Origin of the sequence: Pedococcus dokdonensis (assembly GCF_900104525.1) — a bacterium.
Classification (GTDB): domain Bacteria; phylum Actinomycetota; class Actinomycetes; order Actinomycetales; family Dermatophilaceae; genus Pedococcus; species Pedococcus dokdonensis.
In genome coordinates this window covers 2,279,638-2,292,529 of record NZ_LT629711.1, presented here as the reverse complement: position 1 = coordinate 2,292,529, position 12,892 = coordinate 2,279,638, and the positions used below count along the sequence as shown (strand labels likewise).

General features: G+C 71.3%; 11 protein-coding genes. 9 read left to right on the top strand and 2 right to left on the bottom strand.

Annotated elements, in window-relative coordinates:
• Positions 1-28: 28 nt before the first annotated feature.
• From groES to BLQ34_RS10705, 5 genes are all read left to right on the top strand, one after another.
• Positions 29-322 (top strand): co-chaperone GroES, encoded by a 294-nt coding sequence (gene groES / locus BLQ34_RS10725; protein WP_056916628.1) that lies wholly within the window; start codon positions 29-31, stop codon positions 320-322.
• A gap of 100 nt (positions 323-422) precedes the next feature.
• A complete protein-coding gene (gene groL / locus BLQ34_RS10720) occupies positions 423-2,042 on the top strand; it encodes a chaperonin GroEL (protein WP_091785112.1) in 1,620 nt (539 codons plus the stop codon).
• Between the two features lie 105 nt (positions 2,043-2,147).
• Positions 2,148-3,635, top strand: a complete 1,488-nt coding sequence (locus tag BLQ34_RS10715) for a SigE family RNA polymerase sigma factor (protein ID WP_157692995.1) — start codon at positions 2,148-2,150, stop codon at positions 3,633-3,635.
• A gap of 159 nt (positions 3,636-3,794) precedes the next feature.
• A complete protein-coding gene (locus BLQ34_RS10710) occupies positions 3,795-4,325 on the top strand; it encodes a SigE family RNA polymerase sigma factor (RefSeq protein ID WP_091789825.1) in 531 nt (176 codons plus the stop codon).
• On the top strand, positions 4,318-5,385 hold the full coding sequence (locus BLQ34_RS10705) for a hypothetical protein (RefSeq protein ID WP_091785106.1): 1,068 nt from the start codon (positions 4,318-4,320) through the stop codon (positions 5,383-5,385). Before BLQ34_RS10710 ends, BLQ34_RS10705 begins: the two co-directional genes overlap by 8 nt.
• 247 nt (positions 5,386-5,632) lie before the next feature.
• Here the strand turns inward: BLQ34_RS10705 and BLQ34_RS10700 are convergent, their stop codons facing one another.
• Together BLQ34_RS10700 and BLQ34_RS10695 are read right to left on the bottom strand one after the other, a co-directional pair.
• Positions 5,633-5,866: an RNA-binding S4 domain-containing protein gene (locus tag BLQ34_RS10700; protein WP_091785103.1), complete on the bottom strand. Its 234-nt coding sequence runs from the start codon at positions 5,864-5,866 to the stop codon at positions 5,633-5,635.
• A gap of 22 nt (positions 5,867-5,888) precedes the next feature.
• A complete protein-coding gene (locus BLQ34_RS10695; protein WP_091785100.1) occupies positions 5,889-6,182 on the bottom strand; it encodes a WhiB family transcriptional regulator in 294 nt (97 codons plus the stop codon).
• Positions 6,183-6,407: 225 nt separating this feature from the next.
• Here BLQ34_RS10695 and guaB point away from each other — a divergent pair, with 225 nt between their 5' ends.
• The 4 genes from guaB (at position 6,408) to BLQ34_RS10675 (ending at position 12,815) form a co-directional block, all read left to right on the top strand.
• On the top strand, positions 6,408-8,009 hold the full coding sequence (gene guaB, locus BLQ34_RS10690) for an IMP dehydrogenase (RefSeq protein ID WP_091785097.1): 1,602 nt from the start codon (positions 6,408-6,410) through the stop codon (positions 8,007-8,009).
• A gap of 328 nt (positions 8,010-8,337) precedes the next feature.
• Positions 8,338-9,459, top strand: coding sequence for a GuaB3 family IMP dehydrogenase-related protein (locus BLQ34_RS10685; protein WP_091785094.1), 1,122 nt, complete (start codon positions 8,338-8,340; stop codon positions 9,457-9,459).
• Between the two features lie 63 nt (positions 9,460-9,522).
• Positions 9,523-11,115 (top strand): succinic semialdehyde dehydrogenase, encoded by a 1,593-nt coding sequence (locus tag BLQ34_RS10680; protein ID WP_091785091.1) that lies wholly within the window; start codon positions 9,523-9,525, stop codon positions 11,113-11,115.
• Positions 11,112-12,815: a GMC oxidoreductase gene (locus BLQ34_RS10675; RefSeq protein WP_091785088.1), complete on the top strand. Its 1,704-nt coding sequence runs from the start codon at positions 11,112-11,114 to the stop codon at positions 12,813-12,815. The genes BLQ34_RS10680 and BLQ34_RS10675 overlap by 4 nt, the downstream gene beginning before the upstream one ends.
• Positions 12,816-12,892: the final 77 nt, after the last annotated feature.

Below are 12,892 nucleotides of genomic sequence, written 5' to 3'. Positions count from 1 at the left end.
CGACATTCCCGAAGGGGAGGTCCTCACCGTGTCGGTTTCCATCAAGCCGCTCGAAGACCGCATCGTCGTCAAGTCCGTCGAGGCCGAGCAGACCACCGCGTCCGGCCTCGTGATCCCGGACACCGCGAAGGAGAAGCCCCAGGAGGGCGAGGTCCTTGCGATCGGCCCGGGCCGCATCGACGACAACGGCAACCGCGTCCCGCTCGACGTCACCGTCGGCGACCGCGTGATCTACAGCAAGTACGGCGGCACCGAGATCAAGCACGGCGGCGAGGAGTACCTCATCCTCTCCGCGCGCGACATCCTCGCCATCGTCGGCTGAGCATCCGCACCGCATGAGTGACATGCCCTGTATGCCGGCTGGCCGGCATACAGGGCATGTCGCCTTCAAACCCTGAACTCATTGCTAGAGAAGGACTTTCATGGCTAAGACGCTGGAGTTCAACGACTCCGCCCGCAAGTCGCTGGAGCGCGGCGTTGACGCGCTCGCCAACGCGGTCAAGGTGACGCTGGGCCCCAAGGGCCGCAACGTCGTCATCGACAAGAAGTGGGGCGCTCCCACGATCACGAACGACGGTGTGACCATCGCCCGCGAGATCGAGCTCGAGGACGCCTACGAGAACCTCGGCGCGCAGCTCGCCAAGGAGGTCGCCACCAAGACCAACGACGTGGCGGGTGACGGCACCACGACCGCCACCGTGCTCGCCCAGGCCATGGTCAAGGAGGGCCTGCGCAACGTCGCCGCAGGGGCCGCCCCGGCCAGCCTGAAGCGCGGCATCGACGCGGCGGTCAAGGCCGTCTCGGAGCGGCTGCTCGAGACCGCCCGCGAGATCGAGGGCAAGGACGAGATCGCCCAGGTCGCGTCGCTGTCCGCCCAGGACCAGGTGATCGGCTCGACCATCGCCGACGCGTTCGACAAGGTCGGCAAGGACGGCGTCATCACCGTCGAGGAGTCCTCGACCGCGACGACCGAGCTCGAGTTCACCGAGGGCATGCAGTTCGACAAGGGCTACATCTCGCCCTACTTCGTCTCCGACGCCGAGCGCATGGAGGCCGTGGTCGAGGACGCCTACATCCTCATCAACCAGGGCAAGATCTCGGCGATCGCCGACGTCCTGCCGGTGCTGGAGAAGGTCGTCAAGACCGGCAAGCCTCTGCTGATCATCGCCGAGGACATCGATGGCGAGGCGCTGTCGACCCTGGTGGTCAACAAGATCCGCGGCACCTTCAACGTCGTCGCGGTCAAGGCTCCCGGCTTCGGTGACCGTCGCAAGGCGATGCTCCAGGACATGGCGACCCTCACCGGTGGCCAGGTCATCTCCGAGGAGGTCGGGCTCAAGCTCGACCAGGCCGACCTCGAGGTGCTCGGCCAGGCGCGCCGCGTCGTCGTCACCAAGGACACCACCACGATCATCGACGGCGGCGGCAACTCCGACGACGTCACCGGCCGGGTCAACCAGATCAAGGCCGAGATCGAGCGCACCGACTCCGACTGGGACCGCGAGAAGCTCCAGGAGCGGCTCGCCAAGCTCGCCGGCGGCGTCTGCGTCATCAAGGTGGGTGCCCACACCGAGGTGGAGCTCAAGGAGAAGAAGCACCGCATCGAGGACGCCATCTCGGCGACCCGCGCGGCCATCGAGGAGGGCATCGTCGCCGGTGGCGGCTCCGCCCTCGTCCACGCCTCCACCGCCATCGACGACCTCGTGCTCGAGGGCGACGAGGCGACCGGTTCGCTGATCGTCAAGAAGGCGGCGGCCGAGCCGCTGCGCTGGATCGCCGAGAACGCCGGACTGGAGGGCTACGTCGCCGTCTCCAAGGTGCGCGAGCTCACCGCGGGCAACGGCCTCAACGCCGCGACCGGCGAGTACGGCGACCTGATCAAGGCCGGCGTCATCGACCCGGTCAAGGTCACCCGCTCGGCCCTGGTCAATGCCGCCTCGATCGCGTCGATGGTGCTCACCACCGACACGCTCGTCGTGGAGAAGAAGGAAGAGGAGCCGGAGGCTGCCGCCGGCGGCCACGGTCACGGCCACGGCCACTGACCCCTCTCGCCGAAGGCCCGTCCCCAGCTCGGGGGCGGGCCTTCCGCATGCCCGGCACCCGCGGCATACGATGCCGGGAGGCAGGTTGCGCAGAGTGGGGTGACCATGGCGGAGCGGTTCGCCGAACCTCCCAGCTTCGACGAGTACGTCGTCGCGCGGGGCAGCGACCTGCTGCGGACGGCCTGGCTGCTGGTGGGCGACGACCGTGCGGCCGAGGAGCTCGTCCGGACGACGCTGCGCCGAAGCTGGCCGCAGTGGCACCGTCTCTCGCAGGTCGGCGCCGGCTCCTACGACGCGGAGCTGCGGCGCGCGGTCGTCGCCGGCTACCTCCGGCACCACCACCGCCGACCCGGCAGTGCCGCCCCGGCGACTCCCCAGGCCGACCCGCCCTCGCGCGCGGACCTGCTCAGCGCCCTGTCCGAGCTCGGCCCCCGCGAACGGGTGGCGTTGGTGCTGTGGACCTTCGACGGACTCTCGGACGCTCAGGTGGCGGCCGCTCTCGACGACGTCGTCGCCACCGCCCACCGCCACCGCGTGCACGCGCTCGACCGGGTGGGCGGCCGGCTCGGCCTCGACGAGGACAGCCTGCGCTCAGCCCTCGAGCTGTTGCCACCACCGGATCCTTCCGTGGCCGGCTTGCTCGACCAGTCCCGCCCGTATGCCGCCCGCTGGCGTGGGGTGCGCGGCTGGGCATTCGCTGCCGTTGCCCTAGTTGTTGCGGTGGCGGTCGGCGGGCTGCTGGCAGCCGGAGAACCGAACCGGGTCACGCCGGTCCCCTCCCCGACGGCCACCGCCGTGACCTGTCGGACCTCGGCCGCGACGCCGGTGCCCCCGGCCGTCACCGCTGAGCCGCTGAGCCGGACCGTGGCAGCAGTGCTGGTGTGCGCCCAGACCGACGAGGGCTCGGTGTGGTCGGGGTTCCTGCCGCCGGACGCACCGGTGAGTGCCCCGCTCGCCGTCGACGCACTCGTGCTGGCGCCCCGAACGGCTGGCGCCGAGTGTCCCGCCCTGCCCACCGGGCCGGCGTTCCGGCTGCTGCTCCAGGGCATCGACGGAACGGTCCGCGCCTACGCGAACGAAGGTCTGGCCTGCAACGGCTGGCCGGCTCTGGCCAGCTACTACACGGCGCTGGCCGAACAAGGCGTGTTGGACCAGCGCGCCGCCGGATCCATCGACGACATCTTCCTCGGCTGCCCGTCGGTGCTGGGTCGCACCACCGACGCGTCCGGCTCGGCGCGCCCGAGCCTGCCGCGGGGGACCGTCCTCGAGGCAGCCACGGCGTGCCTGCACCCCAGGCCGGTGCCGGGCGAGCTGCCGAAGTTCCGCCCGGTCCGCGCCAACGTGATGGGCTCGCCGCAGCTCGACCAGCTGAACGCCGACCTGAGACGGTCCGGTTCGCGCGCCCAGACCGCCACGGTGTGTCCGGCCAGCGGCGCGCTGTTCGTCGTGGAGGCGCGCACCTTCGAGGGCCGGTTGGTCGAGCTGAGCGGCAGCTGCCCCGACAGCCTCTCGGTCGACTGGCGCCCACGGGACACCTGGGCGCTCAGCGACCAGACCGGTGACATGCTGCGCAGCCTCCTCGTCGCCCGGTAGCCAACCGGCCCCGCGTCGCGCCTCCCTTCCCAGACCTCAGGCGCCGGACGAGTTCGCGACGGTGGAGGCGAAAGTCGACCGTGGCTGACAACCTGAGAGGGCGCCCGGCCGCTTCTGACAAGTGTGAAGACGAGGCCGAGCCGGGACGAGGTGGTCGTGATGGAACGAGCCGCGGTACCGCCCGGCTTCGACGACTACGTCGCAGCCCGAGGCCATGACCTCCTGCGCACCGCGTGGCTGCTGACCGGCGACCACCAGAGGGCCGAGGACCTCGTCCAGACCGCGCTCGCGAAGGTGTGGCCGCACTGGTCACGGGTCGCCCGCGACAGCGACGGCCGACCCGACGCCTACGTCCGCAAGGTGATGCTGACGACCTACTTCGCCTGGTGGCGTCGGCGGTGGAACGCCGAGTACCCCACCGAGGTCCTGCCGGAGCCCACGAACGCCGCCGGCCCCGCCCCTGAGGACGTCACCGAGCTGCGACGCGACCTGCTGGTCGCGCTCGCCACCCTTCCCCGCGGCCAGCGCGCCGCCGTGGTGCTGCGCTACTTCGAGGACCTCACGGAGGCACAGGCCGCCGAGCTCCTGGGGTGCAGCGTCGGCACCATCAAGAGCCAGTGCGCGCGGGCGTTCGCCACCTTGCGCCACAGTCCACTTCTGCTCGTCGACGAGGGGGCCCGTCATGACTGACCTCGAGACCCGGTTGAGGGACGCGATGCACGCCGCGGTCCCGGAACAGTTCGACACCTCGGACCTGGCGGTCGCGGCCCGGCGGCAAGCCATCAGCACCCGGCGGCTGCGCCGAGCGGCCGTGGCGACCGGCGCCGCCGTTGTCGTCGCGGTGGTCGGCGTCGGCGCCTCGGGGGTGTTCCGCAACCGCGCGGCCGAGCCGGCGGTGCCGTCACCGAGCCAGAGCCGGCCGATCAACCCGTGCCCCGAGCTCCAGTCGACGATCAGCCCGCTGGGCGGCGTTCCCGCCTCGCCGCTCAGCGAGCGGGCCGACGCGGTGCTCGTCTGTGCCCTGGTCGGAGGCGACTCGGTCTGGCCGGGCTCGCTGCCGCCCGACGAAGCGGTCGTTCGCCCGGCCACCCTCGACCTCCTCAACTGGCGGCTCGCGAGTGACCCGGACGCCAAGAAGTGCGGGGACCGGCCGCATGGTCCGGCGTTCACCGTGAGCGTCCGTGACCGGCAGGGACAGGCCAGGACCTACCTCAACACCGATCTGCTCTGCGACGGCTGGGTGTTCCTCGACTCCTACTACGTCGGCCTGGCCGAGCAGTCCGCCGACTGGTCCGCCGCCCTGCCACCCCTCGACGACTACCCGACCTGCCCGTCCGCGCTGCACGACCCCGACTCCAACCCGGTCGAGCTGCCGAAGGGGACGGTGCTCGCGTCCGCGTCGTCGTGCACCTACCCGGCCATCGACCCGCTCGCGGTCACCTCGGACACCGTGCCCACGATGCTGTACCCGCGACGGGGCCCGTTCGGTGAGCGAGACCTCGCGCTGCTGAATGCCAGCCTGGCCCGCACCGGGACGACCGCGGCCCTGGACCCCGGGTGCAACGCCGAGGCGCACCTGCCGCTCACCTACGTCCTGCGAGCAGTCACCACGGCAGGGCAGCGGGTGTGGCTCACGTCGTCGCCCCAGTGCCTCCCGCACTTCCACGTGAACGGCCAGCGGCACATCACGATCGTCCTCGACCCACCGGCCGTCGACGCCATCACCGGTCCGCTGGACCGCTTCCCGTGAGGTGACCGACGGGCGGCGGCAGCGGCGCTAACTCGCCTTGTGCATGAGTGGGCGACGGCGGCGCAAACTCGCCTTGTGCATGAGTGGGCGACGGCGGCGCTAACTCGCCTTGTGCATGAGTGGGCGACGAAAGCGGCGCCAACTCGCCTTTTGCATGAGTTAGCGACGGCGGCGCTAACTCGCCTTTTGCATGAGTTAGCGACGGCGGCGCTAACTCGCCTTTTGCATGAGTAGGCGACGGCGAGGGTCAGGTGTCGCTGACCACGGTCAGCGACTGACCGCCATACGTCACGACCTGGCCGGGGCGCACCTGCGCACCGCGGCGGGTCTCGACGGCACCGTCGACGGTGACCTCACCGAGCTCGATCACCGACCGGGCCATGGCGCCGTCGTCGACCACCCCCGCCAGCTTGAGCAGCTGGCCGAGCCGGATGGACTCGTCGCGGATCGGGACCTCGAGGGGCGCTGCGGGGCTGCTCACGCAGCCGAGTGTAGGTCGCCGGTCAGCTGGCGGCGGGCACGGTGTGGCCGGCGTAGTGCTGCTCGCGCTCGTCCTCGGTCATCGCGCCCCACACGCCGTAGGGCTCGCGCACCCGGAGCGCGTGCTCACGGCACTGCTTGAGGACGGGGCAGGAGAGGCAGACCTCCTTGGCCTGCGAGTCTCGCGACCGACGGGCCGGGCCACGCTCTCCCTCCGGGTGGAAGAAGACCTCGGGGTTGAACTGTCGACAGGAGCCTTCGAGCTGCCAGTTCCACAGGTCGGCAACAGGTCCCGGAAGCCGTGACAACTCAGCCATGTCGTCCTCTTCTCCCCGCGGCGCCTTGCCGCACGTCTCGGACGCTATCGCTGTGTGACCTGCGGAAACAGGGCCGGAACGTAAGGACTTGTTCAAGGGCGTTCACACGAACGACAGCCGTCCCAGATGGTGGACAAGGCTTGGACATGACTCGCCGTAACTGGCCGTGACCAGCGCCGCGCGGGCCGGTCCGACCCGGCCCGGACGGGCCGTTACGATTGGGCAATGAGCCTTGGTGTTGACCTCTCCGACCGTCACCGCCTGCAGGAGCCCGCTCCTGCCGATGCCACCGCAGGCGCTCCGGCACCCGCCCCCTCCCCGGAGGTCGAGCCGCACGACCCCTTCGGCAAGCTCGGCCTCACCTACGACGACGTCCTGCTCCTGCCCGGCGAGACCGACGTGATCCCGTCCGAGGTCGACACCACCGCGCGGCTCACCCGCGAGATCTCCTTGCGCATCCCGCTCGTCTCGGCGGCGATGGACACCGTCACCGAGTCGCGGATGGCGATCGCGATGGCCCGCCAGGGCGGCCTCGGCATCCTGCACCGCAACCTGTCGATCGACGACCAGGCCTACCAGGTCGACCTCGTCAAGCGCACCCAGACCGGCATGATCAGCAACCCGGTCACGATCGGTCCCGACGCCACGCTCGAGGAGCTCGACCGCCGCTGCGGTGAGTACCGCGTCTCCGGCCTGCCGGTCGTCGACCCGGGCAACCACCTGCTCGGCATGATCACCAACCGCGACCTGCGCTTCACGCCCGTCGCCGAGTGGGCCACCACCCGGGTGAGTGACGTGATGACGCCGATGCCGCTGGTCGCCGGTCGGGTCGGCATCTCGCGGGAGGACGCGACCGCGCTGCTGCGCCAGCACAAGCGTGAGCGGCTGCCGCTGGTCGACGACGAGGGTCGCCTCGCCGGGCTGATCACCGTCAAGGACTTCGTGAAGTCCGAGCAGTTCCCGCACGCGAGCAAGGACGACCACGGTCGCCTGCTCGTCGGTGCGGCGATCGGCTTCTTCGGTGACGCCTGGGAGCGCGCGACCACCCTGGTCGACGCCGGGGTCGACGTCCTGGTCGCCGACACCGCGAACGGCCACGCCCGGCTGCTCCTCGACATGGTGCGCCGGCTCAAGTCCGACCCGGCCACCCGCCACGTCCAGGTCATCGGCGGCAACGTCGCCACCCGCCCGGGTGCGCAGGCGCTGGTCGACGCAGGGGTCGACGCCGTCAAGGTCGGGGTCGGCCCGGGCTCGATCTGCACCACCCGTGTGGTGGCCGGCGTCGGCGTGCCGCAGGTGACGGCGATCCACGACGCGTCGCTCGCCTGCCGCCCGGCCGGGGTGCCGGTCATCGGCGACGGCGGCCTCCAGTACTCCGGCGACATCGCCAAGGCGCTCGTCGCCGGCGCCGACACCGTGATGCTGGGTTCGCTGCTCGCCGGCTGCGAGGAGTCGCCCGGTGACCTGATCTTCGTCAACGGCAAGCAGTTCAAGTCCTACCGCGGCATGGGCTCGCTCGGCGCGATGGCCTCGCGCGGCAAGAAGTCGTTCTCCAAGGACCGCTACTTCCAGGCCGACGTCTCCAGCGACGACAAGATCGTGCCCGAGGGCATCGAGGGGCAGGTGGCCTACCGCGGCCCCCTCGGCAACGTCGTCCACCAGCTCGTCGGCGGCCTGCACCAGTCGATGTTCTACGTCGGGGCGCACACCGTGCCCGAGCTCCAGGCCCGTGGACAGTTCGTGCGGATCACGTCGGCGGGGCTCAAGGAGAGCCACCCGCACGACATCCAGATGACCGTCGAGGCGCCCAACTACAGCGGTCGCTGACCGCGTCCGTCGGGCCGGCACAGCGGCCCCGGTATGCCGGGTGGCCGGCGGCCGGGTGCGTCCTCGGCCCCGTCTGGGAGGTGTCCAGAGCGGCATACGCAATCTGGGTGATACGCACTGCGGACCGGCCACCTAGGGTTGGGCAACGGACGAGATCTCGTCCAGCAGGGGAGCCCCAGAACGTCGTCGCTGACGGACCATGGTCGGTCGCGACGATCCAAGGACGTCCCGTCGCCGGTCGCCCCCCTCACCCGGCGACGGGACGTCGCCTCTGGCTCGGACGGGCACGCGCGACCGAGCACCCGTCGGCTGCCGATAGCCTTGCGCGGTGACTGAGATCGAGATCGGCCGAGGCAAGCGCGGCCGCCGGGCATACTCCTTCGACGACATCGCCGTGGTGCCCTCGCGCCGCACCCGCGACCCCGAGGACGTGTCCGTGGGCTGGCAGATCGACGCCTACCACTTCGACATCCCGGTGATCGCCGCCCCGATGGACTCGGTCGTGTCGCCCGACTCCGCGATCGCCCTCGGCCGCCTGGGTGGGCTGCCGGTCCTCGACCTCGAGGGACTCTGGACCCGCTACGAGGACCCCACCCCGCTGCTCGCCGAGATCGCCACGCTGGATCCGGCCCTCGCGACCGCCCGGATGCAGGAGATCTACGCGGCCGAGATCCAGCCCGAGCTGATCACCTCGCGCCTGCGAGAGATCAGGGAGGCCGGCGTGACCGTGGCGGGCGCGCTCAGCCCGCAGCGCACCCAGCAGTTCTGGAAGACCGTCGTCGACGCCGGGGTCGACCTGTTCGTCATCCGTGGCACCACGGTCAGCGCCGAGCACGTGTCCGGTCGGGCCGAGCCGCTCAACCTCAAGCGCTTCATCTACGAGCTGGACGTGCCCGTCATCGTGGGTGGCGCCGCGTCATACACGGCTGCGCTGCACCTGATGCGCACCGGAGCGGCAGGGGTGCTGGTCGGCTTCGGCGGAGGAGCGGCGCACACCACCCGGCGCACGCTCGGCATCCACGCGCCGATGGCCAGCGCGATCGCCGACGTCGCCGCGGCCCGGCGCGACTACCTCGACGAGTCCGGGGGCCGCTACGTGCACGTCATCGCCGACGGCGGCATGGGTGACAGCGGTGACATCGTCAAGGCGGTTGCCTGCGGCGCCGACGCCGTCATGCTCGGCGCTGCGCTCGCACGGGCCACCGAGGCGCCCGGTCGTGGGCTGCACTGGGGCTCGGAGTCGCACCACCCCGAGCTGCCGCGTGGTGAGCGGGTCGAGGTCGGGGCGCTGGCGCCGCTCGAGCAGATCCTGTTCGGCCCGGGACGCACCGCCGACGGCAAGAGCAACCTGATCGGCGCGCTGCGTCGAGCGATGGCCACGACCGGCTACTCCGACCTCAAGGAGTTCCAGCGGGTCGAGGTCGTGGTCGCCCCCTACCAGCGCAGCTGAGGTGTGGGGAAGGTCGCGAACTTACTGCTGGTAAGGAGAGGCCGCCGCGCTTAGGCTGCGAGCATGGCCCACGACGTCGTCGCCGACCCCGAGACCGACCCCACCGCCACGTATGCCGTCGACCCGGCGCTCGTCCGCCGGCTCGCCCGGCGCGTCGTGTCGGCCCCCCGGGCCGAGCACCACGTCAGCCACACGCCGCTGACCGGCGCCCCACTCGCGTCGCTGCCGGTGTCGACCCGCGAGGACGTCGCCGTCGCCGTCGACTCGGCCCGTGCTGCCCAGCGCGCCTGGGCCCGGACGCCGATGGAGCTGCGCGAGCGGATCTTCCTGCGCTACCACGACCTCGTCCTCGAGCGGCAGGTCGAGCTGCTCGACATCGTGCAGCTGGAGTCCGGCAAGACCCGGCGCCAGGCGTTCGAGGAGGTCGCCGACGTCGCGATCGTGGCGCGGCACTATGCCCGCGCCGCGGCGGCATACCTGCGTCCGCGGCGCCGCGCAGGGCTCTTCCCGGTGCTCACCCAGAGCACCGTCCACCACCACCCGCGCGGGGTGGTGGGCATCGTCAGCCCGTGGAACTACCCCCTGTCACTCGCGATCACCGACGCCATCCCGGCGCTCATGGCGGGCAACGCCGTCGTCCTGCGACCCGACCTGCAGGCCTCCCTCACCGCGCTGCAGGCGGTCCAGCTGCTCACCGAGGCGGGTCTGCCCGAGTCGGTGCTGCAGGTGGTGCTCGGTGACGGGCCCACGGTCGGGCAGGCGGTCGTCGACCTGAGCGACTACGTCTGCTACACCGGCTCGACCGACACCGGTCGGCGGGTGGCCGGCTCGGTCGCCGGGCGGCTGGTCGGCTACTCGCTCGAGCTCGGCGGGAAGAACTCGATGTACGTCGCCGATGACGCCGACCTCGGCAAGGCGGTCGAGGGCGCGGTGCGGGCCTGCTTCTCGTCGGCCGGTCAGCTGTGCATCTCGATCGAGCGGCTGCTGGTGCACGGGGCCGTCGCCGACGAGTTCACGCGGCGGTTCGTGGCCGCCGTCGGGCAGATGTCGCTGGGGCGGGAGCTGGCCTATGGCACCGACATGGGGTCGCTGGTCTCCGCCCAGCAGCTCGAGCGGGTCTCGGCGCACGTCGAGGACGCCCGGGCCAAGGGTGCCCGGGTGCTCACCGGCGGACGCGCCCGCCCCGATGTCGGGCCCTACTTCTACGAGCCGACCGTCCTCGACGGTGTCACCGCCGCCATGGCACTGCGTGACGAGGAGACCTTCGGCCCGGTCGTCGCGATCTACCGCGTGCACAGCGACGAGGAGGCGATCCGCTTCGCCAACGACACCGACTACGGCCTCAACGCCGCCGTTTACACCCGCGACGTCGGCCGCGGACGCCGCATCGCCACGGCGATCCACGCCGGCACCGTCAACGTCAACGAGGGGTATGCCGCGGCCTGGGGGAGCGTCGCGTCCCCGATGGGTGGGATGAAGCAGTCGGGGGTCGGTCGGCGGCACGGCAGCGAGGGCATCCTGAAGTACACCGAGTCGCAGAACGTCACCGCCCAGTACCTCCTGCCGATCGCCCCCGTCGCCGGGATGGGTGAGGAGACCTACGCCCGGGTGATGACGGCGGCGCTGCGCGTCCTCAAGGCAGTGGGGCGCGCGTGACGGGAGGCGGCGACCACTACGACGTCCTGGTCGTCGGGTCGGGGTTCGGTGGCTCGGTCACCGCGCTGCGCCTCGCCGAGAAGGGCTACCGCGTGCACGTGGTCGAGTCGGGGCGCCGGTTCCGTGACGAGGACTTCGCCAAGACGTCGTGGGACCTGCGCCGCTACCTCTGGGCGCCCAGGCTGAAGTGCTTCGGCGTGCAACGGGTGCACCGCCTGCCCGACGTCATGATCCTGGCCGGCGCGGGGGTCGGTGGCGGTTCGCTCAACTACGCCAACACCCTCTACGTGCCGCCGGCCGCGTTCTTCGCCGACCGGCAGTGGGCCGACCTCACCGACTGGCAGTCCGAGCTCGCGCCGCACTACGACACCGCCTCGACGATGCTCGGTGTCGTGACCAACCCGTGCGAGGGCGTCGTCGAGGAGGTCATGCGCCAGACCGCGGCGGACCTCGGCGTCGGCGACACCTTCCGCAAGACCCCGACCGGCGTGTTCTACGGCATGCCCGGCAAGCGCGTGCCAGACCCCTACTTCGGTGGTGCGGGGCCCGACCGCACCGGCTGCACGCAGTGCGGCAACTGCATGGTCGGTTGCCGGGTCGGCGCCAAGAACACCCTCGTCAAGAACTACCTCGCGCTCGCCGAGGGCCTCGGCGTCACCATCGAGCCGCTGCGCACCGTCGTCCGCGTCGCCCCGCGCCGGCTGGGCGGGTATGCCGTGACGCACGAGGCGACCGGCGCGTGGTTCCGGCGCGCACGGCATACCGTCACCGCGGACCAGGTGGTGTTCGCGGCGGGGACGTGGGGCACCCAGAAGCTGCTCCACGCGATGCGCCAGACCGGCGTGCTGCCGCGGCTGTCCGCTCGGCTAGGGCACCTGACCCGCACCAACTCCGAGGCCGTCAACGGCGTGATGATGGAGAAGGTCAAGCCCGGTCAGGACCTGTCGCGCGGCGTCGCGATCACGTCGTCGTTCCATCCCGACGCAGACACGCACGTCGAGAACTGCCGCTACGGACCCGGCTCCAACGCCATGGGGCTGCTGGCCACCATCCTCGTGCCGGGCGGTGAGCTCCCGCGGCCGCTGCAGTTCGTCGTCGAGGTGGTCAGGCACCCGGTGGTGTTCGCGCGCTCGCTGTCCACCTACCGGTGGAGCGAGCGGACCGTGATCGGGCTGGTGATGCAGTCGCGCGACAACTCGCTGCACGTCAACGGCACCAGCGGGCTGTTCGGCGGGCGTGGGCTGACCTCGCGGCAGGGACACGGGGAGCCGAACCCCACCTACATCCCCGCCGGACAGCAGGCGATGCAGGCGCTCGCACTGCGGCTGAGCCAGGCGACCGGGTTGCGGGCCTTCGCCGGCAGCAGCGTCGGCGAGATCGCGAACATCCCGCTCACCGCGCACTTCCTCGGCGGGGTCGCGATCGGGTCGAGCCCGGAGCGTGGTGTGGTCGACGGCTACCAGCGGGTGTGGGGGTATCCCGACCTGCACGTCGTGGACGGGTCGGCCGTCTCGGCGAACCTCGGCGTCAACCCGTCGCTGACCATCACCGCCCAGGCCGAGCGGGCGATGTCGCTGTGGCCCAACAGGGGCGAGGCCGACCCGCGCCCCGCGCAAGGCACGGCCTACCAGCGGCTCGACGCCGTCAAGGCCGCCCGCCCCGCCGTGACCCGCTACACCCACGAGAGCGCCACCATCTGAGAAAGACGGTGGGCGACGCACGCCCCTGCGCTGCGTCGACCACCGTCTTGAGTGGTGTGGCTGGAGACGAGCCGGGG

Coding starts and splice junctions, on each gene's coding strand:
- groL (WP_091785112.1), top strand. CDS start 423: ATGGCTAAGACGCTGGAGTTCAACGACTCCGCCCGCAAGTCGCTGGAG.
- BLQ34_RS10715 (WP_157692995.1), top strand. CDS start 2,148: ATGGCGGAGCGGTTCGCCGAACCTCCCAGCTTCGACGAGTACGTCGTC.
- BLQ34_RS10710 (WP_091789825.1), top strand. CDS start 3,795: ATGGAACGAGCCGCGGTACCGCCCGGCTTCGACGACTACGTCGCAGCC.
- BLQ34_RS10705 (WP_091785106.1), top strand. CDS start 4,318: ATGACTGACCTCGAGACCCGGTTGAGGGACGCGATGCACGCCGCGGTC.
- BLQ34_RS10695 (WP_091785100.1), bottom strand. CDS start 6,182: ATGGCTGAGTTGTCACGGCTTCCGGGACCTGTTGCCGACCTGTGGAAC.
- guaB (WP_091785097.1), top strand. CDS start 6,408: ATGAGCCTTGGTGTTGACCTCTCCGACCGTCACCGCCTGCAGGAGCCC.
- BLQ34_RS10680 (WP_091785091.1), top strand. CDS start 9,523: ATGGCCCACGACGTCGTCGCCGACCCCGAGACCGACCCCACCGCCACG.